Origin of the sequence: Peptoniphilus obesi ph1 (genome assembly GCF_000311865.1) — a bacterium.
GTDB classification, from domain to species: Bacteria; Bacillota; Clostridia; order Tissierellales; family Peptoniphilaceae; genus Peptoniphilus_E; species Peptoniphilus_E obesi.
The window spans coordinates 503,336-529,443 of sequence record NZ_HE978580.1 but is presented as its reverse complement, the minus strand read 5'-3'; the positions used below and the strand labels follow the sequence as shown (position 1 = coordinate 529,443).

The window sequence follows — 26,108 nt, the reverse complement described above, 5'->3', positions numbered from 1 at the left end:
ATGAAACAAGGATTTCAATACTTTAGAGCTAATCCAGCAGGAAATATAACAGGATTTGTAGTTTGGCCAGTATATCCTGGCTACAGAAAAGCGTATCAAGATGCAATAATGAAACAAATAGACCCAACAGTAGAACAAGTTGGATTTATTTCTCCAGCCTATGAAGGCCCACCACTAAGATTAGACATGACAGGTGGAGAATTTTGTGCAAATGCTACTAGGGCATATGGACTTTATTCTGCAACATTTTTAGAAGAAAAAGGCGAATTTAATATGGAAGTTTATGTTAGTGGTATAGACCATCCAGTAAATGTTATAGCCGATACAAATAAAAATACTGCTTATATAGCACTTGAAGCACCAAGTGCTGTTCATGAAATTGAACTTGATTCTAAAAAATACAAGGCTTTTGAACTTCAAGGAATAACTCATCTTATAGTAGATGATAGGGAAGAAGACAAAGACTTTGTAGACAAAGCTTTAGAAAAACTAAAATCTGAAATAGATGCAAAGGCTTATGGGGTTATGTTCTACAACAAAGAAAAGTCTGAACTAATACCATATGTAAATGTTACAGAAACAAATACTTTATTTAGAGAATCTTCTTGTGGATCAGGAACAGCAGCTCTAGGCTACTATTTGAGCCAAGATAATGATGAGTTTAAAGAATTAATAAAGGAACCTAATGGAGATCTTGAATTAATAGTTGAAAAAGATCAAGAAGGCGCTGTAAAAGTATTAATCGGCGGACCTATAGAATTATCTGAAGTTAAGAGAATTCAAATAGATATTTCAGAAGAAGTCGAAAAAGAAGTAAAAGAAGAATACCAAAAAACTCTTAAAGATGAAGAAAATTCTGAAGAAGAAACAGATAATTTATTTTAATGAAGATTAAAAGATACTGACCTGAGGGTCAGTATTTTTTATGTCTTTTAAAGCTATTATTTTTTTATTTGAATTTAGGATTTGAAATCTATATTAAAAATACAAAATGAAATTTTAGAAATATATAAACTTTAATAAATAAGTAAAATCAAAAATCAAGACTTTAAACCTATTAAAAAACCACTAATTTTAATAAAATATAAGATTTTTATTAAAACTTTATAGATTTATTTGACAAAAGGAATTTTAGGTGTTATTATAATCAAAATTTAATCATGTGCGATAGCTAAAGAGGCTGCGATTTTTATTATTAGGAAACGAAAGGAAAAATCGCCGAAGGGAAACCTGGGTATGTGCAAAATATGTACATAACTGTCTTTATGAGAATGCCCATTTTTGTAAAGAAGTGCTTTAGTTATTGAGGGCAAAAGCTATCTACTGTGAGTCTTTTGCTCACAGTTTTTTTATATATTTTTTTATATATATTTGGAGGGATTATGAAATTATTTGGAAATTTAAAAGTAAGGGAAAATGAACTTTATCTGGGAAAATTTTCTATGACGGAATTGGCAGAAAAGTTTGATACACCACTTTACATAATAGATGAAGATTACTTTGTAGAAAGATGCGAAAAGTATAAAGAAAAATTTAAATCTGATAAATTTGAAAGTCATATTATATATGCTTCAAAGGCTCTATTAAACTTATACATTGCAAAACTTGTTGGAAAACAAGATCTACACATGGATGCAGTGAGTGGAGGAGAACTCTACACCATAATAAAGGCTGGTTTTAATCCTAAAAAAATCTATTTTCATGGAAACAACAAGCTGATCCAGGAATTAAATTTTGCATTGGATAATGAAATAGGAACAATAGTTATAGATAATAAAAAAGAATATGAAAACTTGGATAAACTCATAAAAGAAAAAGGCAAAAAGCAAAGAGTCTTGCTTAGAATAAATCCAGGAATTGATGCCCATACTCACGAATATATTGCAACCTCTAAAAATGATTCTAAATTTGGACTATCTATCTTTGATGATGGGACAATTTCTTTTATAGAAGAAATTTCGAAAAACCAAAACTTTGACTTTGCTGGCCTGCACGCTCATATAGGATCGCAAGTTTTTGCAGAAGATTCTTTTTTCAAAGAAGCAGATAGGGTCATAGAATACGCAAAGAAGTTAGAAGAAAGACTTGGCATAAAAATAGAAGAATTAAACTTGGGTGGAGGATTTGGAATCTACTACACAGAAGAAGATAGTCCTTTCAAACTAGGGAAATTTTTAGAATCTTATGCAGAAAACATAAAAACTAGCCTAGAAAAAAACAAATTAGATGTAAAAATTATATCCATTGAACCAGGAAGATCTCTAATAGCAAATGCTGGCCACACTTTATACAAGGCCTGTTCAGTGAAGGAAACCTATTCTGGTAAAAATTATATATTTATAGACGGCGGTATGACAGATAATATAAGACCTGCCTTGTACGGAGCAAAGTACGAAGCAGCAATCACCAATAAGATGAATGATAAAGATGAAGTGGTCTATACGCTTGCTGGAAAATGTTGCGAATCGGGAGATGTAATTATAAAAGATATAAAACTTCCAAAGGTCGATGATGAAGATTTAATCTTAGTTTCTTCAACTGGAGCCTATGGGTATTCAATGGCTAGCAATTATAACCAGATTGAAAAACCAGCCATGATAGCAGTAAGTGATGAGGCAAAACTTATTGTAAGAAGAGAAACTTACGAAGATTTAATAAGAAATGACATAGGAGATGTGCTAGAATGAAAAATTTACTTGTAAAATTTGGAGGTTCATCGGTTGCCGATAAGGAAAAAATTGAATCGGTGGCTAAAATTTTAAAAGAACTTGCAAAAAACAATAGGCTAGTCTGTGTGGTCTCTGCCATGGGCGATACAACTGATGAATTGATCGCAAAGGCAAAATCTATAAATAAAAATCCAAATAAGAGAGAATTAGATGCACTCTTATCAAGTGGAGAAATTATTTCTTCCAGCCTCCTTGCCATGGCTCTTGAAAATATTGGACAAAAAGCAATTTCACTTAGCGGACTTCAAGCAGGATTTAAAACTTATGGCAAACATGGATTTTCAAAAATTTTAGATATAGATACAAAAAGAATTGAGGAAGAACTAGACCAGGGAAAAGTTGTAGTGGTTGCAGGTTTTCAAGGTGTGAATGAAGAAAATGACATCACAACTCTTGGAAGAGGAGGATCTGACACATCAGCTGTTGCTCTTGCAGCTAAGTTAAAAGCAGCTTGCAAAATTTTTACAGATGTTGATGGGATTTATAACGTAGATCCAAGATTTTATCCGGCTGCTAAAAAACTTGATCAGATAAGCTACGAAGAAACAATGGAAATGGCACATTTAGGTGCCAAGGTAATCGATCCAAGAGCAGTTGAGATGGCTCAAAAATATGGAGTGGAACTTGAGATTGCTTTAAATACTGGAAAAGTTAAGGGAACAATAATATCTGAGGGTGATAATTTGGAAAAAAGTATTATAACAAGCGTATCGGCAGTAGATGAGATTTTATTAGTCAACAAGGAATTAAATAATTTTAAAATTTCAGAATTATTTGCAAAACTTGCAGATCGTGGAATCAATATAGACGTTATAAATCAAACTGAAATAGGCGAAAAATCATATGTATCATTTACATCAACCCTTGATGAAAAAGAAAACATTAAGACAATTGCAGATGATTTTGAATTTATAGAAAATGTTTCAAAAGTTTCAGTAATAGGAAATGCCATGAGAAATGAAACTGGGGTTGCAGCCAGAATATTCGGAGTTTTAAATGACAAGGAAATAAAATTTTATCAAGTATCAACATCAAAAATTTCTGTATCAATAATAGTAGATACAAAGATAAAAGACCAAGTGATGAAAGTATTAATAGAAGAATTTAATATATAGGAGGAAGATTATGAGTTTATTTAGGGGATCAGCAGTAGCATTAGTTACACCATTTAATGAAGACGGAAGTGTTAATTTTGAAGAATTAGAAAGATTAATTGAATTTCAAATTGAAAACAAGACAGATGCTTTAGTTATTTGTGGCACGACCGGTGAAGCATCGACTATGACCGATGAGGAACAAGTAGAAACCATAAAATTTGCAGTTGAAAAAACAAAGGGAAGAGTTCCAGTAATAGCAGGAGCAGGCTCAAACGATACAAGACACGGTATAAACCTAGCTAAAATGTGCGAAGATGTTGGAGCTGATGGACTTTTAGAAGTTACACCATACTACAACAAAACTTCTCAAAGAGGACTCTACGAACACTATAAGGTAATTGCTGAAGCAGTTAATATTCCAATAATACTTTATGATGTACCTGGAAGAACTAGCATGAGTATCGCACCACAAACTGTAAAAGAACTTGCTGAAATTGATAACATAGTTGGATTAAAAGATGCTAGTGGAAACTTATCCTATGCTGCAGAAGTAAGAAATCTTGTTGGAGAAGACTTTGATGTATATTCTGGCAATGATGATGTTGTTGTTCCACTTATGAGTATAGGAGGAATTGGAGTAATTTCTGTTTTAGCAAATATTTATCCAAGACAGGTACATGATATGTGTCAAAACTTCTTCGATGGAAATATAAAGGAAGCTGGAAGAATCCAAGTAAATAATAAAAAATTAATAGATGCTTTATTTGTTGAACCGAACCCAATACCTATAAAAGCAGCTATGAATATGATGGGATACAATGTTGGTGGATTGAGATTACCATTATACGAAGCGGCAGATTCAACTAAAGAACTTCTAAAGGGGCTATTGAGATGAAAATATTTTTAGTCGGAGCAAGTGGAGGAATGGGCAGGACCTTTCTTTCTATGCAAGACCAAATAGAAATAGTAGCAGGACTTGCAAGCAAAGAAGGAGAAATTGAAGGAGTAAAAATTTACAAGGAATTTTCTGATGTAAAAGAAGATTTTGATGCCATAATCGATTTTTCTAATAAAGATTTAGTTGATCAAACAATTGACTTTGCGGTAGAAAAACACAAGCCACTTATAGAAGCAACAACAGGACTAGAAGATTCTAGCATGGAAAGATTAAAACAAGCATCAGGAAAAATTCCAATTGTATATGCTAGAAATTATTCTCTAGGAATAAATACAATGACAGACCTAGTAGAAAGAGTGGCAAAAGTTTTGGCAGACTTTGATATAGAAATTGTAGAAGCTCACCACAGAAATAAAAAAGATGCACCGAGCGGAACAGCCTTCATGCTTCTTGATTCAGTAAAAAAGCAAAGACAAGTTGAAGAAATCTACGACAGGACAGACCTTCACAGGGTAAGACAAGATGATGAAGTTGGGATTTCTGCCATAAGAGGTGGATCAATATTTGGTGATCACACAGTTATATTTGCTGGAGAAGATGAAGTTTTAGAAATAAAACACAAGGCAGCATCTAAAAAAATATTTGCAAAAGGTGCAATCAAGGCTGCAAAATTTGCCCTAGGAAAAGAACCAGGACTATACAGTATAAAAGACATAATGAAGATGGGTGATTAATGATGATAAAAATAGCAATAGCTGGATATGGAAACTTAGGAAAATCAATAAGAGGACTAGTTGAAAGAGAAGAAGATTTTGAACTTGTAAAAATTTTTACAAGAAGAGATCCTAAATCTTTTAATGACCATATATTTGAAAGTCTAGACAATATATTAAATTATAAAAATGATATTGATTTAGTGATCATGGCACTAGGATCAGCAAAAGATATACCAGAAATTGGACCAAGATTAATAAAAGACTTTTCAACTCTTGATGCCTATGACAACCACAAGATGATTAAAAGTTATTTTGAAAAAATTGATAAAATAGCAAAAGAAAATCAAAATGTCGCTTTCGTATCGACAGGTTGGGATCCAGGACTATTTTCATTCAACAGGATGATGGCAGAAGCTATCATAAAAGAAGGCCACACAACAACTTTTTGGGGAAGAGGAGTTAGCCAAGGGCACTCTGATGCAGTAAGAAGGATTGAAGGAGTAAAGTTTGCCGTTCAATACACAATACCAAACCAAGAAATATTAAAAAATATTAAGAATGATTTAAAAGATTATAAGTCATATGAAACTCACAAAAGAGAAGTATTTGTAGTTGCAGAACAAGATGCAGATAAGGAAAGAATAGAAAGAGAAATAAAGACAATGCCAGATTATTTTTCCAACTATGAAACTGAGGTCAATTTTATAAGCGAAGAAGAATTTAAAAAAGACCACAACAAAATGCCACATGGAGGCCATGTCGTAAGAGTTGGTCTTGGACTTGATTCTCACACTCAAATGATTTCTTATAATCTAGATTTAGATTCCAATCCAGATTTTACAGCTGCAGTTTGTCTTGCATCTGCAAGAGCAGCCTACAGATTTAAAAAAGAGAAAAAATTTGGAGCTCATACAATCCTAGACACACCAGTAAATTATTTTTCTTCTAAAAGTCATATAGAATTAATAGAAGAATACTTATAAATAATAAAAAGACGCTATATATTAATTCAGAAGCTATGTAAAGGCTAATTATTAATATATGGCGTTTTTATTTAATTATTTTTAATTACCAGGTGCAAATTCCTGTAAATTCTTGAATTTTATATAGGATATCTTTAAATAAATCTTCTTGATAATATTCTTCAAAGTCTAGGCTGTATAATCCGTCTTGGTTGGTCCAAATTCTTTCATAGTAAGAATTAATTTCTCTAGCCATAGGATTATCAAGATCTGTTTTAATTTCTATATCTGTTTCTAGGTTGAAATTTTTTAAATTTCTCCTAGTAAAATTTGCTGATCCTAGTATGGCAGCAAAATTATTTTTAGTCTTGTAGTTAAAAAATGCCATTTTTGCATGGAATTGCTCGCCATGACTCTTGTACCAGCGGACATTTATATTTTCAAGTTTTCCTAGCTTGGATAGGGCAGACCTGTTTGGATTTCCATTTTTCTTTAGACCAAAGGCATCTCTATTAGCATCGGCTATTATATTAATTTCAACACCTCTTTGGCTTGCTTTTTCAAGACTTTTTATAATATCAAAATCAGATAAATAAAATATTGCTATATTTATTTGATCGCCCTTTTGGCTGAGATTTATATTTTCATATAGGGCATTAAAAATTGATTTTTCACTGATGGCTCTTATGAGAATATCTTTCCCTTCCTTGTCCATATAATTATTTTCATAATCGATATCAGGAAATTCGTAGCCAGAAAAATCGCAAACAACTTTTTCGCTCTCTATTAAATATTTAATAATAGATGAATTAAATCTAAGTGCCACATTTTCGTGGAAGGCGCTTGGATCATGAGGGTTAGAGGAAGAAATAATAGCTTCGTTTTCAGAAATATAAACTTTTCTGTGGTTGCCCTTAAAGTTTGCAAGTTTTAAGATATTTCTAATATTTACTTTTGGTCCATCCTTATCAAAGAAGTTTTTGATATAGCCTTTAGATCCAGGACCAAAAGGTTTAATTAATAACTTATATATTCCAGAGTAAAGAGGGTTGGAATCTCTCATCTCATCGTGGTCAGTTATTACGACATCAATTCCTGCTTCCCTTAAATTTTTTAGATTTTCTTGCTCATAGGCTCCATAAAAATTATTTATCGGATCAGTTATCAAAACTATTGGCATGTCAGGATATTCTTTTTTCTTTGCAATCAAGGCATCGCTCATCTCTTTAACCTGACTTGGATAGGAGGTCGAACCTTTTGTATAGTCATCATTGTATAAAAATATATCTAGGATAAGATATTTTTTAGCATTTTTTATTAAATCCATCTGGCTATTGAAAATGTTGGACTCTCTTATGATTTCTTGGTCTTTTTCATAAGTTAAATCATAGATAAATTTTAAATTTGCTGGGTTTTTGTATTCACTTTTTATATTTGTCCCCTTAGGATTTTTGCTAAATAGTGAAGAAATAAAGCAAAATAAGATAATTAGGACAATTAGATAAAGTATAAATTTTTTAATAGTTAAAGTTTTCATGCCTTAATTATATTATAGTTTTTTATTTTTAGCTATGAGTGACGGGATAATATATTTAATTTAAAAGCCATATATGATATTATTAAGAAAATTACTGCTTTTATTTAGGAGAGTAGATATGAAAAGATTTTTTATCTTGCTTGTGGCAATTTTATTTTTAATCCCAAGTAAAATCAGTGCAGCTGAACAAGATGTAAGACTGACTGATATAAAATTAAAGGTAAATGGAAATAGTAAAATTTATTATTCCTACAATATTGATGGCGACAATTATTATAGACTCACAGATATAGCCAAGGCCCTTAGAGATACAAATAAAAGTTTTGATGTAATATATGATAAAGATGAAGATGCAATTTATATATTAAGAAGAAGAAATTTCCAAGATGAGTCCATGTCAATCTATAAATATAATGACCAGGCTTTTGATTCAGAAAGCAGATTGTTTATAGAGAATAGGGAAGTAATAATTCCTGGTGTGAAAATTTCTGGACATAGTTACTACAATATAAGAGATATAGCTTCCATTTTAGATTTTGGAGTAAGACTTGACCCTAGTGATAGGAGTATATTTATAGATACGAATTTTGAATATACATCTAAGGGTGACGAAAATTTAAAGGTACCGGATTTTTCTAAAACTGGCAGTAAGGAAGAATTTATAGACCAATTCACTAAGTCTTATTTTGATATATATGACATGCAGACAAAGGTTGTATCAGATTTGATGAAGAATGGGTCAAACAGTTCTAGCTTGAGCAATCTTCAAAAGACTATAATAAATCACGAAAAATATTATAAGCAAATTGGAGAAATTGATTTTATAAAAAATAATCAAGCAACTAAACAAGCTTATGAAAAGTTTATGAGTGATTATGAAATCCAAAAAGATAAGTTCAACCAGCTTATAGAAGAAAGTAGGAGCATTAAATATGATGATTCACAGGAAAGCATATATGAATACAATAAAAGTGTCATGGAGTTAAGTGAATCATTTATAGACTTGTTGAATAAATTAAAAGCTGAATAAATAGAAATGAGTAGAGAATCAAATCCCTACTCATTTTTTATTTATAAATTATAATTGTCTTTTTTCTAATAATAATTTGTGGTTTACATATTCTGATATAAGTTTGTAGAAAGTTGCAAATAATGGAATCAATACCCACATTCCAATTATGCCCAGCAAAGATCCACCAATTGTAATTGCAAATAAAGTCCAAAGAGATGGAAGATTTAACTTATCGCCCATAATTCTTGGATAAATTATATTTCCTTGAATTTGTTGGAAAATTAGCATCATAACAACAAAAATTAAAGCTTGTTGAGGAGATTCAATTAAAATAAATATAACTCCAATTCCAATTCCTATTATTGGTCCAACTATTGGAATCAAATCAAGAAAAGAAACAACAACAGCAATCATAGTTGCATATGGAAGTCTTAAAATAAGCATACCAACAAAAGTCATAACTCCGATTACTAAAGAATCTAGTAATTGCCCATTAATAAAGGCGTGGAAATTAAAATCTAAATTTTCAAAGAAATAAAGTGTGTAATCATATTTATTTTCAGTAGATGAAACTCTCAATAATTTCTTAGATTGGTCTGCTAAATTTTCTTTATCAACAAGAATATAGATAGCAAAAACAAAGGATATAAAGAAACTTACTATGCCATTTACAAACGAATAAGTAAGGTTAAAACCTGTTGATAAAATCTTGTTATTTTCTGATAAGATATAGTTTTTAGCATCTGATATTAATTGGTCAATAGATAATTCGCTTAGGTATTTTTCTATATCAGCAGCAGGTTTTTTTAGAATTTCATATTTTTTCATCCAATTAAGACTTGTATCTAAAAACATCGGTAGCTTTTCTTGTAAAGTTTTCAAAGATTCAACAAGTTGCGGAATCACTATTGCTGATAGCAATACGATAATCAAAATTGCTATTATAAGAGCTAGCAGGATTGAAAATCCCCTTATATATTTTTCAAACTTAGTATTTTTTAACTTTTTGAAAATTGTTCTCTCAAAGAAATTAACAGGTATTTTTAGAACATAAGCAAGGGCCGCCCCTATAAAGAAAGGACTGACTATAACTAACAATTTATTTAAAACTGCCAAAGTTGTTTTAAAATTATAAAGTAGAAAATAAAAGACTATTGATATTAATATAACCTTTAATAACCTCTTATAAGGATTTACGTTTTTTCTTTCTTTTAATTTAATCATTATTTATATCACCCTCTATAAAAGCTGTCTTGTCCAAGTCTTTTATTTGATTTTGGAGTTCGTAAAAAAACTCTTCGCTTTCAAAATACTCTGCAAAAGTCTTGTTAAAAATCTTTTTTTCCTCTATATAGTCCTTACTAGCACGGAATTTTTGACCTTCATTAACAAAAATTTTAATCTCATCTAAATTTTTTATCAAGGCAAAAAGATATGAGCAATTATTAAATAGATTTTGCTTAAGATCTTGGTCAAAATTTTCTGTGTTAGATTTAAAATGTATCTGCAAGCAATTTATATCATCATTATAATCTAGCTTTATAAAATCATAATTGAGTCTGTGGTCAAACTTCAGCTTATTCACAAGATTTGATGTAGCAGATGCATTTCCAACATACTCAGTTTTATAATCATAAAGGCTCTTATCTTCTTTAAAAACAGAACAAGAAGTAAGGGTAAATAGCAAGATAGTCAGTAAAATTAATAAATTTTTCTTTTTCATAAGATCCCCCTAATAATCGTGGTAAAGATTATCTAAAATTAAGACTACACTAATAAATAGTTTTTCATATTCTAAATAATCATATTCAAATCTTAATTTATATTCTTTAACGTTTTTATTATAAGAAGCGTTTATAGAAGCTAAAATCTTTTCATTATGAGCAATTTTAAATTCTTGACTTGATAATTTTCCAAAAATAGATAATTTCCCTAGATTTGTTCTTATATAAAGATCAGGAATCCTAAAATTTTTTCCCTCTCTAACATAAAAAACCTCATCATCAATTTTTATAGAAAAAAGTTTGTCGTTTAAAGGAAGTGAGCTGTAGCTAAAAATACTCGCAAGCTCTTTATCTTCTAAGTCAGTTAAACTTATTTTTGATTTATAAGAAAATCTACTTTCTATAAAATTTTTAATTGCAGTATAAAAATCAACTTCTGCTTTATATGTAATTTTATCCTTTTCTAATATTTTATATTTGTAGTTATCAAATATCGTATGATCGCATACAAAGGTCAATTCTTTCAAGTAAATCACCTAAAAATAATTATACATTATTAAATCTTTAATTTCTATAAACGAGTTTAAAAAGCTAGTCTCTAGTGATATAATTAGTCATTAGCTTATGTGTTTAAGCAAAGATATAATTAATTGAGGGATAAAGTGATCGCTAATTTTATTTTAGAAAAAGGAAAATATAATACCGATAAGGAAGATAGACTTTTAATATCTAGTTACACTTCAATTTATGGTTTGATATTAAATTTATTATTAGTTTTATTTAAGGGATTTTTATTTTTAACGACAAGTTCAGTATCAATACTTGCAGATGCAATTAACAACTTAGTAGATAGTGTTTCATCAATTGTTACCTTGGTTGGAGCAAAATTATCTCATATTCCACCAGACAAGGAACATCCTTATGGACATGGTAGAATAGAATATATATCAGCCTTAATTGTATCAGCCTTTATTTTTATAACAGGATTTCAATTTATAAAAGTTTCTGTTGATAGGATTATAAACCCTGTTCATATAGAATTTAATTTACTTTCAATTATGGTAATGACTTTTTCAATAATTGTTAAATTATATATGACTTTTTTCTTTGATAATATAGGAAAGAAAATATCAGCCATGCCACTAAGAGCACAATCAAGAGACTATTTATCAGATGTCTTTGTTACATCTGTAGTAGTTGTGTCAATGATTGTTTATAGGTTTACAGGCTGGCACATAGATGGATATGTTGGAATCATTGTAAGTATATTTATTATATATTCAGGCTACGATTTAATAAGGGAAACATTCAGTGAACTTATAGGAGAAGTGCCAGTTGATATGATGAAAAATATAGAAGATGATATTTTAAAACATGATAAAATTCTTGGCGTTCACGATATGATGATTGTAAATTTTGGACCAGACAAAGACTATTTAACTTTAGATGTAGAGATACCTTATAATCTAAGCCTTGTCCAAGCCCACAATATTATAGATGAGATTGAAAAAGAAATTGGCGGCAAATATAATGTTGATATTTCAATCCATGTCGATCCAGTCGGCTACTATTCAGAAGATGAAAAGATAGTTGTAAATAAATTAAAAGAATTAGTAAAAGTTGATAAGAGAATAATTTCTTTTCACGATATTTATATAGAAAATGGGACAATTTTTGCAGATATTGTAATAAATAATGATAAAATTGGTAAAAGAGAAAGTATAGAAGTTATTAGAGAAAAAGTGGGAAATATTTTAGAAAAAGAGCTAAACAAGAAGAGCAAAATAACTATTGATAGGTATTTTTATTAGGAGATATGATGAAAGTATTACTTGTAGGAGCAGGAAAACTAGGTTTTAGATTAGCAAAATCTTTGGTTGATGAAAACTGCGATATAACAATTTTGGATAATGATGATAAGGTAATAGAAAATGTAAATAACTCTTTAGACGTGTTGACAGTAAATGCCAATGCTCTAGATTTTCAAATTTTAGAAGAGCTTGACCTTGGATCATATGATTTACTTATAGCTGCAACAACTTCTGATGAAGCAAATGTATTAATATCAACGCTTTCAAAAAGACTTGGTGTAAATAGGGTTATAGCTAGAGTAAGAAATCCAGAATACCATAGCCAAATAAGATTTATAATGAATGAACTTGGCATAGATGAAATAATAAACCCAGACCATGCAACAGCGGTTTCAATTGAAAAATACTTGCTAAAAAAGTACTTGTTAGTTAGTGATGAATTTGCAAATGGAAAAGTCAAGCTGGTTGATTTTCATATTGGATCAGATGCCAATTTTATTGATAAAAAAATTAAAGAATTAAAAGACCTACCTCAGCTACTAATCGCTGCAATTACAAGAGATGGTAAGACAATAATTCCAAATGGAGAAACAATTTTAAGAGAAAAGGACTCTATATTAATAGTCGGAGCAAGGGATGATATAGAATCTTTTGACAAAAATCATTCAGATATAAGTAAACATAAATCAGTAAAAAAAGTTATCATACTTGGTGGAGGAAAGCTTGGTTTGTATCTTGGTCTACTTCTTGATAATGATGGGATTGAAACAACCATAATTGAAAGAGATCCGCAAAGATGCAATGAACTTATGGAAAAATTACCAAATACCATGATTATAAATGCTGATGGAACAGACTTAAACATTTTAAATGAAGAAATGATAGATTCTTATGATGCCTTTGTAGCTGCAACAGGAATAGATGAAACAAATATCTTGATGGCACTAACTGTAAAACAACTTGGAGTTTATAAGTCCGTTGCAAAACTATCTAGGTCAAATTATGACAAGATAATAGATAAATTAAACCTAGATGCAGCCTTTAATACATCGCTAATCACTGCATCAGCCATATTGAAATTTGTAAGAGGTCATGGATTTTTAAGTGTAAACTTAATGCAAGATGGGGAAACAGAATTTACAGAAATTATCCTAGATAAGGAGACAAATGTTTTAAATAAACCACTAAAAGATCTTGATCTTCCAAAAGAAGTATTGATAACTTCAATGGTTAGAGAAAACACAGTTATAATTCCTAATGGAAATACTGAATTAAAAGAAGGCGACAGGATAATAGTATTTTGCAGGCATGAAAAAATTCAGGCTATAAAAAAATATTTTAATTTAAGAAACAATAAGGGTGGTTTTTTCAGTGAATTACGCGATAGTTTTTAGGATATTAGGAATAATTTTTACAATAGAATCACTTTTTATGATACCGCCCCTAATAGTGAGTACGGTCTTAGATGATGGAGCACAACCAGCATTTGCTGTAACGATTTTTATTTTATTTGCTCTATTTATGAGTATAAGGAGATTTACAAAGACTAAAAATTTAAGGGTATCACCAAGGGATGGACTTTTAGTTGTATCTATTTCTTGGATAAGTGCATCAATTTTTGGAGCCTTGCCCCTATATTTTTCAGGGTCATTCCCAACTTATATAGATTCCTTATTTGAAATAGTTTCAGGATTTACAACAACAGGAGCAAGCGTTTGTCAAAATCCAGAAATAGTTCCAAAGTCAATAATACTTTGGAGGTCAATGACCCACTGGATAGGCGGTATGGGAATATTAGTATTCACACTTATACTTCTTCCAAAACTTGGCATAGGAGCCTATCAAATTTTTAAGGCAGAATCTCCTGGACCAGTTGCAGGAAAAATTGAATCTAAGATGACAGACACAGCAAAAAGACTTTATATTATCTATATGGTAATAACACTTATCTTATTTATATTGCTAGTTCTTGCCAAGATGCCAGTTTTTGATGCAGTAATCCACACACTAGGAGTTGTAGGAACTGGAGGATTTTCATCTAAGGCAAATTCAGTAGGATACTACGCAAACAATGGCTATATAATTCCTTATATAATATCTTTCTTCATGCTATTTTGCGGAACAAACTTCACTATATACAATCATTTATATAAGGGCAAAATTAGAAATATTTTAGAAGATGAAGAATTTAGAACATATTACATAATTTTATTCGCAGCAACTTTATTTATTTGTCTTGATCTTTATTATAATCAAGTTTTTAATTTTGAAGATTCTTTAATGCATTCATTTTTTCAAGTAACATCAATAGCATCAACATCAGGTTTTGCAACAACAGACTTTGATTTATGGCCAACTTTTTCAAAATATATTTTATTTATCTTAATGTGCACAGGAGCAAGTGCAGGCTCAACAGCTGGTGGTATCAAGGTAATAAGAATTTTAGTTCTTATAAAATTAATAAAAAGAGAAATAAAAAGAGTTCTTCATCCCCATGCTATAATTCCAGTAAAAATTAATGGTAGAGTAATGAATGAAGAAGTAATATCAGGTATATACGGATTTTTGGGAATATATGTTTTAATAATGATAGGATCAGCAACTATAGTAAGTTTAAGTGGAGTAGATTTTTTAAGTTCACTATCAACTGCTGTAACCTACTTTCAAATGTAGGGCCAGGATTTGGAGCAGTTGGTGCTACTCGTAACTTTTTATTTTATAACCAATATTTAAAATTATTTTTCTGCTTACTTATGTTGCTGGGCAGGTTAGAATTTTTCACCTTACTTGCTTTAATATCGCCATCTAGAATTAGAAAAAAGACTAGTGCTATTTAATAATGGAGTAATGATATGAAAATTTTAGTAATAGGTAATGGAGAAATTGCAAAAAAATTATTAAATACTAACTATATCCAAGGAGATAAGATAACTATATTAGCCAAAGATGAAAGTGAAATTTTGGATATAGCAAATCTTAAAAATATAAAGGCAATAATTTATGACGATTTAAGTCCTGAATTTTTTAAAAAATTAGATATAGAAAGCTATGACATCATAGTCGCACTGACAAAATCAGATAAAGACAATATACTTTCTAGTATGCTTGTAAAAAGAATGGGAGCAGGACATGTTATTTGTGTAATAAATCAAGTCGAATCAATGAAACAACTATCATATATAAGAGATTATATAGGCATAGATAAAATTGTTAACCCAAATCTTGAAACAGCACTTGCTTTAACAGATATTATTAAGAGTGAAATAAACTACCAATCTGATAAATTTGGAAACGGAAAAATCGAGGTAATTTGCCATAGGATAAGATCAGATAAAGATCTAGAAGACCATAAAATAAAAGACGTAGGTTCTCTTGCTACAGTTTTGGCAATAGCAGTAGTAAGAAATGGAGAACTTATAATTCCAGATGGAGAATTTATTTTAAAAGAGGGCGACTACCTTTATATAATGGGACTAGCTAAAGATATCATGAAATTTAATATGAAATACTTTAGACTGAAACAAAAAAGTCCCAAAAAAAATATAACCGTAGTTGGTGCAAATGAAATCAGTGCCAAACTTGCAGATATATTTGAAGATGATAATCTCACAATAATCGATAAAGATAAAGAAAAATGTGACAAGCTGATAAAAGACAATAGTAACGCCTATGTAGTTCATTCTAAGCTAAAAGGAGCAGACTTTTTCGACCTAAACGAAGTTGATAAAAGTGATATCTTTATTTCCTTAACAGATAATGAAGAATTAAACATAGCACTTTGCTTGATGGCAAAAGAATATAATATAGAAAAAATATTTACGAAAATTCAAAGCAAGAATTATCTAAAAATACTTGACCAACTTTCTATAAATGCAGTTGTTAATCCACAAGACATAGCTGCAAATGTAATTTTAAAGGGTATAAATAAAAATAGAGGAGTATCGACCTACTTAAGCTTTAATGGACAGGCTCAAATTTTAGAAATAAAATTAAATGGTCAATCCAATCTTTTTGATAAAACTATAGAAGAAGTCAATATACCAAAAGGAATTTTGATTGGTGGAATAATTAGAGAAGATAGCACAGTTGTAATACCAAGAGGTAAAACAAAATTCTTAAAGGGAGATACCGTAGTAGTATTTTGCAAAAATGAAAATAGAAAAGACTTGGCTAAATTTATGGAAGAAGAAAATCAAAGAGGTTTGTTAAACTACTTTACTTGATGGGATGGTTTTATGATTAAATTTAATAATGATTGGGATAACTTATTAGAAGATGAATTTAAAAAAGAATATTATATAAATTTAAGAAAACTATTGATAAGTGAATACAAGAATCATGAAATATTTCCACCAGCTGATGATATTTTTAATGCCTTTAAATATACAGCCTACAATGATGTAAAAGTTTTAATCTTGGGACAAGATCCATATCATAACTACAACCAAGCACAGGGTTTATCTTTTTCTGTAAAAGATGGGGTAAAAATTCCACCATCACTTGTAAATATATTTAAAGAATTAAATGATGATCTAGGAGTAGAAATTCCTCAAAGCGGAAACTTAACAAATTGGACAAAGCAGGGAATAATGCTTTTAAACACAACCTTGACAGTAAGGGCTCACAGTCCAATGAGTCATTCAAAAATTGGCTGGGAAATTTTTACAGACAGGGTAATAGAAATTTTAAACGATAGAGAAAAACCACTAGTCTTTATACTTTGGGGCAACCACGCTAAATCAAAAGAAACATTAATAACAAACAATAGACATTTAATAATTAAAGGGCCGCATCCTTCTCCTCTATCAGCTCACAGAGGATTTTTTGGATCAAAACCTTTTTCAAAAGCTAATAAATTTTTAGAAGAAAATAACATTCAAGCACCAAATTGGAAATTATAGGAGGTAAATTTGAAATATTTAATGTCTGATTATTCAGACCTAACTAAGTTAAAAATAGGTGGAGTACCATGCTATATAGTAACGCCACATAAAACAGATGGCGAAAACAAAACCTTGATTTTTTATCATGGTTGGGCAAGTAATGCCTATAATCAAATATTTAGGGCAAATATTTTTGCAAGTTATGGATATCAGGTAGTAATTCCTCAAGCAATCTATCACGGAGATAGGGGAAGACTTGACTATAATGACGATATGACAGTAAAAACTTATTTACCAAGAGTTTTAATGAAAAATATTGAAGAATTTCCAAGAATCCATAGATATGTTGTAAATAATTTAGGCACTAAGCCTGAAAATATTGGAATAGCAGGACACTCTATGGGAGCCTTTACTGCAGGCGGAATTTTTACTTTCAAAAAAGATTTAAAGGTTGCACTTTTATACAACAGTGTTCTTAACTGGGAATGGATTGTCCAAGACTCAACCAAGGGCGAAGAAGAAATTTCCTACGAAAGGGAAAGAGTAAATGAATTTTTACTAAGATTAAACCCTGCCCTTCACATGGAAAACTTATATAACAGACCAATTGTTTTATGTAACGGCATGGAAGACCAAATTGTAGACCATGAATCAATGGAAAACTTTTATAATGATTTAGTTGATGGATATGATGAAGATAAAAAAGATCTTGCATATTTTAGAATATATGAAGCTACAGGACATCAAGTAACTACATTTATGATCAATGATTCTTTGGAATTTATGCAAGAAAAATTAGATTTTTAAAGGTGATCGAATAGATCACCCTTTTTTTATGAAGAAATAAAAATTTAAATTAAAATTCAAAATAAAAATAAGTTTCTAAGTTTAAAATAGCTTTTAAAAATATAAATTAGAAATCAAACTCAAAATAAATTTCTAAAATATAAAGCAAATTTTAAAACTAAAAGAAGTTTTTAAAGTGCAAATCAAAACACAAATTTGAAATAAGTTTTAAAGTGAAAAATAAAATTCACAATACAAAATAATTTTCTAAAACACAAATCAAATTTCAAATCAAAAGTAATAAAAAATAAATCAAACTACAAAATAAATTCACAAATCAAATTTTAAATACCTACAATATCCCTAATCTCTTTTGAAATTTCTTCAATTGATTTTGATCCATCAATAGTATGATCAGCAAAACCTGTGAAATCTTGCTTATTTTCAAGCCTGTCTTTTATCTTTTCAGGACTATCGCCCCTGGCTTTCATCCTAGCGACCATCTCATCATCATTCAAGTCTAGATAAATAGAGGTAGCATCTTCAAACTTGCTCTTTATTTCCTTAACTCCACTAAGCTCAAGAACTAAAATTATATTCTTGCTAGACTTGTGAAACTTTTCCAAATCTTTTTTAGCTATCCCATAATAATTGCCAGAATATTTAACAGGAGCTACAAAGAAATTATTTTTTTCCAGGTCTTTAAATGTTTCCTCGCTTATAAAATGATAGTCTATGCCATCTTTTTCATTTTTTCTTTTGTCCCTTGTCGTATAACTAACAATTTTATGAAAATTTTCATCCTGATTTAAAATATTTGCCTGAGTAGTTTTCCCGGTTGCAGATTGTCCAGCTATTAAATATATCACTGTTTCACTCCTTACTTTTGCAAATTCATAAAATTTATACTAGCTGCGATTTATTAGAATCACAAATATATAGTTACTGTAATTTTATTAAAGCTTTGATACAATGATAGTATAAAGAAATAATTTAAGGAAGATGTAAAATCATTTAGAGGTGTATAAAATGAATTATTTTGATAATAGACCAATAGGAATATTTGATAGTGGCGTTGGAGGACTTAGCATTCTAAGAGAATTGCAAAAAGACTTTGCCAATGAAGACTTCATATATATAGCAGATACTGGAAGAGTTCCTTATGGCGATAAAAAACCACAAGATATAGCAGACTACACAATCGAATGCTTTGAAAAATTAAAAAAACTTAATGTAAAAGCGGCAATCCTTGCTTGCAACGCATCCGCTCCTTATTGTTTAGACTATATAAAAAAAGATTTTGATTTTCCTACACTTGGTGTAATTGGAGCAGGTGTAGTAGACAGTGCAATGGTAACACAAAATAAAAATATACTTATAATGGCAGCAACTGCAACAGCAAAAAGTGATGTATTCCAAAAGGCAATGCACAAAATAGATTCAAAAGTTAATTTAGAAATTGTAGCTTGTCCAGATTTAGTTAAGTCTGTAGAAGATGGAAAAGGGAACGAAGAAGAAGGCTACCAAGCAGCAAAAAAATATATCGATGCATATGATGGCTTTGATTATGACACAGTTCTTCTTGCCTGCACCCACCTTCCATTTGCAAAAAATTCTATAGAAAAACTACTAAAAGATAAGAAAAAAACTTCTAAAATTATAGATCCAGCTAAAAGTATAGCTAGCGATTTAAATAGGATGTTAAGCGGACTTGGAATTTTATCAAAGGAAGAAGGACAAAAAACTTCATACTATGTAACAGGAGACACAGAAGATTTTAGAAATATAGCATCAAAATTATTAGACCAAGACAAAGACCTCTTGGATATAAAAGATGCAAATGAAATTTAAAAATAAAAATTGACCTTAGACAGATAAAGTAGTAAATTAATAAATATTAAACAGGATAATATAGGAGGTAAATATGAGCCAAATAGTTAAACCATCAACCCTTCCTGGTTTTATGGAACTACTACCACAAGAACAAATCTTATTCAATGAAATGATGGATAAGATAAGAAAAAATTTTGAAAATCACGGATTTTTACCAATAAACACACCAAACATAGAAAAAAGTGAAGTCCTACTTGCAAAAGGTGGTGGAGAAACAGAAAAACAAATATATAGATTTCAAAAAGGCGACACAGATATGTCCCTAAGATTTGATTTAACTGTTCCACTAGCAAGATACACAGTAGAGCACTTCAATGAATTATCTTTCCCATTTAGAAGATACCATATTGGAAAAGTTTATCGTGGAGAAAAAGCACAAAAGGGAAGATTTAGAGAGTTTTATCAATGCGATATTGATACAATAGGAAACGAAAAATTAGATATATCAAACGATGCTGAATTTCCTGTTGTAATCTACCATACCTTTAAAGACTTAGGCTTTGACAATTTCACAATCAAACTAAACAACAGAAAAATATTAAACGGATTCTTTGCCTCACTAGACATAGATGACCTTACTTCAGTTTTAAGAGCAGTAGATAAATTTGATAAAATAGGCAGAGAAAATGTAATAAAAGAACTAGTTGAAAATGGAGTTTCACAAGAAGTTGCAGAAAAAATACTAGATTTTATCGCCATAGAAGGTAGCAACGAAGAAATCTTTGCCCAGCTACATGATTTAAAAATCGAAAACCCAGTCTTTAATGAAGGACTAGAAGAACTTGAAACAGTAATATCCTACATAAAAGATTACGACATACCAGAAGCTAATTATCAAGTTGATTTAAAAATAGCAAGAGGACTAGACTACTACACAGCAACAGTATATGAAACACTACTTAATGACTATCCAAAACTTGGATCAGTATGCTCAGGCGGAAGATACGAAAACCTTGCCAGCTACTATACAGACAAAAAACTTCCAGGGGTTGGACTATCAATTGGTCTATCTAGATTATTCTACCAATTAAACGAAGCAAAAATAATAAAGGCAGAAAAGAAAAGTTTGATTGACTTGATTGTAATTCCTATGGATGGATTTTTAGAAGAAGGAATTAAATTAATTTCTAAACTAAGAAATAAGGGAGTAAAATGTATAGTCTATACAGAAGAAGCAAAATTAAAGAAGAAATTTAAATATGCTGACTCTTTAGACATCCCTTACACAATAGTATTAGGAGAAGACGAAGTAAAATCTGGTAAATATACTTTGAAAAACATGAAAACTGGAGATCAAGATCTTTTTGAACTTGATCAAATAGTTGAAAAAATAAATAAGTTATAAATATTTTAGGAAAAAGTAATCGGCAGCGAAGAATAATTCTCCTGTCGATTTTTTATTTTATATAGGATTTTAGAAAAATTATATGACTTTTAAATTCCTATAATTTAATTTTAAGAAAGATATAAAAAAAGTAATACAAAAGTAATACTAGTTAGGCTATAAACTATGGTAAAGAAGTAAAATACTTGATAAAATAGAAATTGATCTTATAAAAATAAATAGACTGAGTAAGTCTAAAAAGAAATAAAATTATTGAAAGGGAGAGAAGAAAAAAGCATGATAACAAAAGAAAGAAAAATAAGTAAAAGCTTTTTGGCATTGACCCTAGTCCTAGTAATGTTTTTAACAAACATATTGGGAGCAGGAGAAGTAAGTGCACAAACTAGCGTACCAAAACCAACAATTAATCCAGTTGCACCTAACGCTCAAGAAATTACTGGAGGAGGTTTAGTAGGATCTGGGCAAAGAAAGAGATTCAATAAAGACTGTATAATTCATGTAACTGTTAAGGATGAAAATGATATAGAGATTGAAACAGCAGATGTTTCTATTAAACCTAAGGGTGGGTCAAAATGGAAAGTTACATTAAAAAATAAAGTAAAAGCAGGATATAAAGTCTATGCGAAGCAAGAATTTAATGGTGGTTTTTCTGATGAAGTATTTGTAAAAGTTAAGCAATTACTTTCTGAATTATACAAAGGCAAGCTTTCTATGCCGACACTTGAAGTTTGGTCAGAAGATACATTCGTTATAGATGCAGATGCAGTAGAAGATATTGTAAAAGCTTTTAAAACTGAAAATAATAAATTAGAAAATGTTGACGATAAGAACTTTGAAGGAAACCTTTATGTGCCTAAAAATGCAAATGATAAGATAAATCCAATTGACGTAGCAGGTAATGGTAAGAGTATAGATGTTACTTTCTCGGATAAGTCTAAACTTACACTAGATGTTTCTGATAAAGTTACAGTTCATAAAATTACAGAAATTTCAACCGCTCCAATCATAGATACACTTAAAGTTGTTGACAGTAAAATCACTGGTAGAGTGGATTTGACAAAAGTAGCAGCACCAGAAAGACTCAGAGTAGAAATTGTTACAAGTTTTGGCGAAACGAAACCATCAGATTTTTGTACGGATCGAGGATGTTCAATCGATAAAGGAACAAAGATATTTGCAACAGTAAATCCAGACACTGGTGAGTTTTCTTATGAAATTGGCAATGATAATGTAGTGCTTGGAAAAGATTTTGGTGTAATTGTCAAAGAGTATGGAAAGAAAAATAACTGTAAAACAATACAACCAGAATTAGTAATACCAGACCTAACAGGTGTTAGAGACCCTAGAAAATTAACAGATAAAGATAAAGAAGCAATAGGTAAAGCTATTAGAGATGCCAATACTGTAAATGACGTATCTAAATTACCAGACGGAACCGGAGACTGGGATGGAATGCCGGCAGTTATACAATTTGATGACAGCGGAAATGTTAAGATATTTAGCGGTAATGATGTAGCAGGTACTTGGGACCCGAACAATAATTATAAATTTGTTCCAGAAACAAATGAAGATGGTTCATACAAGGTAAATGAAGGAGCTGAACCAACAATAATAATCCCAGCCAAAGACCTTGTAAAAAACATCAAACCGGATGCACCAACGCTTGCATTAAGTGAAGATAAGAAAAACATCACAATAACTCCAAATCTTGAAGTAGATACAGATGCTCATATCATTACTGTTTCTTATAAAGATAAAGATGGCAATGATCAAACAACTACAGCTACAAAAGCTGATGATGGAACTTGGTCTATCACTAAAGGCGAAGGTTCCGTTGATGATAATGGAGTTATAACTCTTCCTAAAGACAAGGTAAAAGGCGGAACAGATGTAACAGCTACAGTGACAGATAAGGGTGGAATAGCGGATGACGATAAAGATCCACTTACTTCAGAACCTGGAACTTTAACTATAAAAGAAACAATAGCTGACAAAGTTGAAGCCCTAGGCGGACTTGACCCAGTTGATATCAAAAAATGGGTTGGAGATACAGTTGAATGGAAGAAAGGCGTCAAGGCAAAAGATTCTGCAACAGATAAAGATAAAATTCAAGAATACATTAACGGAGCGACAGTAACTGATGTAAGTGAACCAAAGATAAGAACTACTAATAACTCTGGAGACTTTGAAGGCAAGGTTAAAGTAAAGTTTGACGATGATTCTGAAATCATAGTAGAAAAACAAATGCTATACGTTAGCGACCTTGTTAGTCCATCTGATAAGAAAAACTTACCTGATGATGCCATAGATGTTGAATTGAAGCTAGGCGAAGGTGTAAAAGCAGGTGAAGTAGAAGGTAGTAAGGAAACTCCTGTTACTGCCAAAACCTACAAAGTTAAACCAGGAACTGATTTATCTACAGAAAAAGTATCAAAAACTGAAAAAACATGCTTTGAAGATGTAGGAGCAATAGTAACAGATGATACCTATGTAGACCTAACATGGAATGACAAGAATAAAGGAAAAGATTTCAAAGCTACTGCTGAAAACAATGTATTCACAGCCACAGCGACAAAGAAATTTAAAGTTACCGTTCAAGCAAATGGCGGAACAGGAGACGATAAGGTTGAATATAAGAAGAGTGGTGAAAACTTTACTCTTCCTGCTAAAGACACCTTTACACCACCAGAAAACAAAGAATTTGACGGATGGGAAATAAACGGTGAAGCCAAAAAAGTTGGGGATAAGATTACAGTAACTGAAGACACAACAGTAACAGCAAAATGGAAAGACAAATCAGGCGATCAAGATCCAAATGATCCAGGAAAACAAGATCCAAATGATCCAGGAAAACAAGATCCAAATGATCCAGGAAAGCAAGATCCAAATGATCCAGGAAAACAAGATCCAAACGATCCAGGAACTAAGAAACCAAATGAAAAACCAGAAAATGGTGGCAGGGTACAACCTTGGCCTGGTTACTGGTGGTATTTTGGAAACAACACTGATCCAATCCAAGCAACTGAAGTAAAAACACAAGAAAAACAAGAAGAAATAGAATATAACAATCATGAAAGATATATGTATGGTTATCCAGATGGTACTGTTCGTCCAGAAGGAATGATGACAAGAGCAGAAGCGGCAGCTTTAATTGCTCGTTTAGCAAAGCTTGATATGAGCAATGATGCAAAACCAAACTTCCAAGATACAGAATCTGCATGGTACAACTCAGCTATCAATGCAATGACTAGCAAAAATTTAATGTTTGCTGATAAAGATGGTAACTTCCGTCCAAACCAAGCAATCACGCGTGCAGAATTTGCAAGAGCACTTTATGGAGTAGATAAGAAAAATGATAAAGTTGCTCCATTTGAAGATGTGAAAGGACACGAATTTGAAGCTGCAATCAACCAAGCTTATGGTAACGGTCGTATAAATGGTTATCCAGATGGAACATTTAAACCAGATGCTTATATTCAAAGATCAGAAGCTGCTAGAATTTTAAATCAATACGCTAATCGTGGAGTTGATTTTGATGGACTAGCAGGAGTTAGAAGATATTTAATTAAATTTACTGATATTGATGAAAGTCACTGGGCTTACTATGAAATAATGGAAGCAACAAACAGCCATGAATATAAAAGAGCAAGAGGAAAACAAATTGAAACTTGGCTACAAATTCTAAACAAATAAATAAAATTTATAAGAAACTCACAGTAAAAGGCTGTGAGTTTTTTATTTTATTGAAATAATATGATAAAATTAGTTAATGATTATTATTAAATATTAGTTTGAGAGTGAATTTATGAAAAAAGTAATGGTAATTTTAAATCCTGATTCTGGATCTGGTAAGTCTGTAAAAATGGAAGATTTACTTAGCAAAAAATTAAAAAAACATTTTGAAATTATTGATTTTAGGATTTCAAAAGATATTGATGATGTTATAAATTTTGCGAGTATTGCAGCTGAGACAAATTATGATAGCATAGTTGTTTCTGGCGGAGATGGGACTATTAATTCAGTTGTTCAGGGTATATATGACAAAGAGCATAGGCCTAAGATTGCTATAATACCATCTGGTACTGGAAACTTATTGTCAAAGCACTTGGGTATTCCACAAATAAGGAGAGAGGCAATAAATAGGTATGATTTTGAACATAGTAAAAAAATAGATATTGGCTTATGCAATGATAAGTGTTTTTGCCTTTTTGTTAGTATGGGATCAATTCCCGAAGCTATACATGATGCATCTGGAGAGGATAAATCAAAGTTTGGCATGCTAACTTATTTTAAGGAATCTATTGAAAGGCTTAGAAAAGATAAGTATTACAGGCTAAAGATTGAAACTGATGATGGAAATTATGAGGGCGAGGTAGATCACTTTTTAGTTTCTATATCAAATAAGATTGGCTATGTAGAATTTACTAGACAAAATAGCAGTATGGATAGTGGCTATGCAAATGTATTGATTTTAAAGAAGAAGGATATTTTTTCTAGATTATCTGGTGCTGGATCTGCAATAGCTGGAGAGCTTGATAAGAATTCAAATGTTGAGCATTTTTTAGCATCAAAACTTCATGTTGAAAGTTTAGAAGGCGAAGAAGAAACTGATATTGATGGAGACAAGGGACCAAGTTTGCCGATAGATATTCAAATTCTTAAGCAGAGAGTGGAATTTTATTTGCCGGCTAGTTATTTTTAATAAGGGGTGTAAT

General features: G+C 30.8%; 22 protein-coding genes and 1 riboswitch. Of the genes, 17 read left to right on the top strand and 5 right to left on the bottom strand.

Annotated features, from left to right (window positions below):
* The 6 genes from HGPB_RS02330 to HGPB_RS02305 all read left to right on the top strand — a co-directional run bounded on the left by HGPB_RS02330 (window position 1) and on the right by HGPB_RS02305 (window position 6,423).
* Window positions 1-885, top strand: coding sequence for a histidine racemase CntK family protein (locus tag HGPB_RS02330; protein WP_019132075.1), 885 nt, complete (start codon window positions 1-3; stop codon window positions 883-885).
* A gap of 281 nt (window positions 886-1,166) precedes the next feature.
* Window positions 1,167-1,305, top strand: a riboswitch (Lysine riboswitch).
* A 77-nt stretch (window positions 1,306-1,382) separates the two neighbouring features.
* Entirely contained in the window at window positions 1,383-2,687 is a 1,305-nt protein-coding gene (gene lysA / locus HGPB_RS02325) for a diaminopimelate decarboxylase (RefSeq protein WP_019132074.1), read from the top strand.
* On the top strand, window positions 2,684-3,844 hold the full coding sequence (locus HGPB_RS02320; protein ID WP_019132073.1) for an aspartate kinase: 1,161 nt from the start codon (window positions 2,684-2,686) through the stop codon (window positions 3,842-3,844). The genes lysA and HGPB_RS02320 overlap by 4 nt, the downstream gene beginning before the upstream one ends.
* 10 nt (window positions 3,845-3,854) lie before the next feature.
* Window positions 3,855-4,721 (top strand): 4-hydroxy-tetrahydrodipicolinate synthase, encoded by an 867-nt coding sequence (gene dapA / locus HGPB_RS02315; RefSeq protein ID WP_019132072.1) that lies wholly within the window; start codon window positions 3,855-3,857, stop codon window positions 4,719-4,721.
* Complete coding sequence (gene dapB, locus HGPB_RS02310) at window positions 4,718-5,458, top strand: 4-hydroxy-tetrahydrodipicolinate reductase (protein WP_019132071.1); 741 nt, start codon at window positions 4,718-4,720, stop codon at window positions 5,456-5,458. Before dapA ends, dapB begins: the two co-directional genes overlap by 4 nt.
* Before the next feature lie 2 nt (window positions 5,459-5,460).
* Window positions 5,461-6,423, top strand: a complete 963-nt coding sequence (locus HGPB_RS02305; protein WP_051008319.1) for a diaminopimelate dehydrogenase — start codon at window positions 5,461-5,463, stop codon at window positions 6,421-6,423.
* 85 nt (window positions 6,424-6,508) lie between these two features.
* On the opposite strand, the gene HGPB_RS02300 is transcribed toward HGPB_RS02305, so the two are convergent.
* Window positions 6,509-7,939 (bottom strand): phospholipase D-like domain-containing protein, encoded by a 1,431-nt coding sequence (locus HGPB_RS02300; protein WP_019132069.1) that lies wholly within the window; start codon window positions 7,937-7,939, stop codon window positions 6,509-6,511.
* A gap of 118 nt (window positions 7,940-8,057) precedes the next feature.
* Between HGPB_RS02300 and HGPB_RS02295 the strand changes: the two genes are divergently transcribed.
* A complete protein-coding gene (locus HGPB_RS02295; RefSeq protein ID WP_019132068.1) occupies window positions 8,058-8,969 on the top strand; it encodes a hypothetical protein in 912 nt (303 codons plus the stop codon).
* Between the two features lie 48 nt (window positions 8,970-9,017).
* Here HGPB_RS02295 and HGPB_RS02290 read toward each other — a convergent pair whose 3' ends face one another.
* From HGPB_RS02290 to HGPB_RS02280, 3 genes are read right to left on the bottom strand one after another with little or no spacing between them, the layout of a single operon-like run.
* Window positions 9,018-10,175, bottom strand: a complete 1,158-nt coding sequence (locus HGPB_RS02290; protein WP_019132067.1) for an AI-2E family transporter — start codon at window positions 10,173-10,175, stop codon at window positions 9,018-9,020.
* The gene (locus tag HGPB_RS02285; protein ID WP_019132066.1) at window positions 10,168-10,674 is read right to left on the bottom strand and encodes a DUF4825 domain-containing protein; all 507 of its coding nucleotides are present in this window, start codon (window positions 10,672-10,674) and stop codon (window positions 10,168-10,170) included. The genes HGPB_RS02290 and HGPB_RS02285 overlap by 8 nt, the downstream gene beginning before the upstream one ends.
* A 9-nt stretch (window positions 10,675-10,683) precedes the next feature.
* A complete protein-coding gene (locus HGPB_RS02280; RefSeq protein ID WP_019132065.1) occupies window positions 10,684-11,202 on the bottom strand; it encodes an LURP-one-related/scramblase family protein in 519 nt (172 codons plus the stop codon).
* A gap of 135 nt (window positions 11,203-11,337) precedes the next feature.
* Between HGPB_RS02280 and HGPB_RS02275 the strand changes: the two genes are divergently transcribed.
* From HGPB_RS02275 to HGPB_RS02250, 6 genes are all read left to right on the top strand, one after another.
* Entirely contained in the window at window positions 11,338-12,486 is a 1,149-nt protein-coding gene (locus HGPB_RS02275) for a cation diffusion facilitator family transporter (protein WP_019132064.1), read from the top strand.
* 8 nt (window positions 12,487-12,494) lie between these two features.
* Window positions 12,495-13,880, top strand: coding sequence for a Trk system potassium transporter TrkA (trkA, locus tag HGPB_RS02270; protein WP_019132063.1), 1,386 nt, complete (start codon window positions 12,495-12,497; stop codon window positions 13,878-13,880).
* Entirely contained in the window at window positions 13,858-15,159 is a 1,302-nt protein-coding gene (locus tag HGPB_RS02265; protein WP_019132062.1) for a TrkH family potassium uptake protein, read from the top strand. Before trkA ends, HGPB_RS02265 begins: the two co-directional genes overlap by 23 nt.
* A 179-nt stretch (window positions 15,160-15,338) precedes the next feature.
* Window positions 15,339-16,709 carry an NAD-binding protein gene (locus HGPB_RS02260; protein ID WP_019132061.1) on the top strand — a complete coding sequence of 457 codons (1,371 nt, stop codon included), beginning with the start codon at window positions 15,339-15,341 and terminating at the stop codon, window positions 16,707-16,709.
* 12 nt (window positions 16,710-16,721) lie between these two features.
* Complete coding sequence (locus HGPB_RS02255) at window positions 16,722-17,387, top strand: uracil-DNA glycosylase (protein WP_019132060.1); 666 nt, start codon at window positions 16,722-16,724, stop codon at window positions 17,385-17,387.
* 9 nt (window positions 17,388-17,396) lie between these two features.
* A complete protein-coding gene (locus tag HGPB_RS02250) occupies window positions 17,397-18,176 on the top strand; it encodes an alpha/beta hydrolase family protein (RefSeq protein ID WP_019132059.1) in 780 nt (259 codons plus the stop codon).
* Between the two features lie 323 nt (window positions 18,177-18,499).
* Here the strand turns inward: HGPB_RS02250 and HGPB_RS02245 are convergent, their stop codons facing one another.
* Window positions 18,500-19,024 carry an AAA family ATPase gene (locus tag HGPB_RS02245; protein ID WP_019132058.1) on the bottom strand — a complete coding sequence of 175 codons (525 nt, stop codon included), beginning with the start codon at window positions 19,022-19,024 and terminating at the stop codon, window positions 18,500-18,502.
* Window positions 19,025-19,184: 160 nt separating this feature from the next.
* On the opposite strand from HGPB_RS02245, the gene murI reads away from it, so the two are divergent.
* The 4 genes from murI to HGPB_RS02220 all read left to right on the top strand — a co-directional run bounded on the left by murI (window position 19,185) and on the right by HGPB_RS02220 (window position 26,095).
* Entirely contained in the window at window positions 19,185-20,006 is an 822-nt protein-coding gene (gene murI, locus HGPB_RS02240; RefSeq protein ID WP_019132057.1) for a glutamate racemase, read from the top strand.
* A 73-nt stretch (window positions 20,007-20,079) separates the two neighbouring features.
* The gene (hisS, locus tag HGPB_RS02235) at window positions 20,080-21,393 is read left to right on the top strand and encodes a histidine--tRNA ligase (RefSeq protein WP_019132056.1); all 1,314 of its coding nucleotides are present in this window, start codon (window positions 20,080-20,082) and stop codon (window positions 21,391-21,393) included.
* A gap of 276 nt (window positions 21,394-21,669) precedes the next feature.
* Window positions 21,670-25,086 carry an S-layer homology domain-containing protein gene (locus tag HGPB_RS08935; protein WP_019132055.1) on the top strand — a complete coding sequence of 1,139 codons (3,417 nt, stop codon included), beginning with the start codon at window positions 21,670-21,672 and terminating at the stop codon, window positions 25,084-25,086.
* A gap of 112 nt (window positions 25,087-25,198) precedes the next feature.
* A complete protein-coding gene (locus HGPB_RS02220) occupies window positions 25,199-26,095 on the top strand; it encodes a diacylglycerol/lipid kinase family protein (RefSeq protein WP_019132054.1) in 897 nt (298 codons plus the stop codon).
* Window positions 26,096-26,108 lie beyond the last annotated feature (13 nt).

Excerpts from the sequence above, each read along its gene's own strand:
- HGPB_RS02330 (WP_019132075.1), top strand. The coding sequence starts at position 1 with ATGAAACAAGGATTTCAATACTTTAGAGCTAATCCAGCAGGAAATATA.
- lysA (WP_019132074.1), top strand. The coding sequence starts at position 1,383 with ATGAAATTATTTGGAAATTTAAAAGTAAGGGAAAATGAACTTTATCTG.
- HGPB_RS02320 (WP_019132073.1), top strand. The coding sequence starts at position 2,684 with ATGAAAAATTTACTTGTAAAATTTGGAGGTTCATCGGTTGCCGATAAG.
- dapA (WP_019132072.1), top strand. The coding sequence starts at position 3,855 with ATGAGTTTATTTAGGGGATCAGCAGTAGCATTAGTTACACCATTTAAT.
- dapB (WP_019132071.1), top strand. The coding sequence starts at position 4,718 with ATGAAAATATTTTTAGTCGGAGCAAGTGGAGGAATGGGCAGGACCTTT.
- HGPB_RS02305 (WP_051008319.1), top strand. The coding sequence starts at position 5,461 with ATGATAAAAATAGCAATAGCTGGATATGGAAACTTAGGAAAATCAATA.
- HGPB_RS02300 (WP_019132069.1), bottom strand. The coding sequence starts at position 7,939 with ATGAAAACTTTAACTATTAAAAAATTTATACTTTATCTAATTGTCCTA.
- HGPB_RS02295 (WP_019132068.1), top strand. The coding sequence starts at position 8,058 with ATGAAAAGATTTTTTATCTTGCTTGTGGCAATTTTATTTTTAATCCCA.
- HGPB_RS02290 (WP_019132067.1), bottom strand. The coding sequence starts at position 10,175 with ATGATTAAATTAAAAGAAAGAAAAAACGTAAATCCTTATAAGAGGTTA.
- HGPB_RS02285 (WP_019132066.1), bottom strand. The coding sequence starts at position 10,674 with ATGAAAAAGAAAAATTTATTAATTTTACTGACTATCTTGCTATTTACC.
- trkA (WP_019132063.1), top strand. The coding sequence starts at position 12,495 with ATGAAAGTATTACTTGTAGGAGCAGGAAAACTAGGTTTTAGATTAGCA.
- HGPB_RS02260 (WP_019132061.1), top strand. The coding sequence starts at position 15,339 with ATGAAAATTTTAGTAATAGGTAATGGAGAAATTGCAAAAAAATTATTA.
- HGPB_RS02255 (WP_019132060.1), top strand. The coding sequence starts at position 16,722 with ATGATTAAATTTAATAATGATTGGGATAACTTATTAGAAGATGAATTT.
- murI (WP_019132057.1), top strand. The coding sequence starts at position 19,185 with ATGAATTATTTTGATAATAGACCAATAGGAATATTTGATAGTGGCGTT.
- hisS (WP_019132056.1), top strand. The coding sequence starts at position 20,080 with ATGAGCCAAATAGTTAAACCATCAACCCTTCCTGGTTTTATGGAACTA.
- HGPB_RS08935 (WP_019132055.1), top strand. The coding sequence starts at position 21,670 with ATGATAACAAAAGAAAGAAAAATAAGTAAAAGCTTTTTGGCATTGACC.
- HGPB_RS02220 (WP_019132054.1), top strand. The coding sequence starts at position 25,199 with ATGAAAAAAGTAATGGTAATTTTAAATCCTGATTCTGGATCTGGTAAG.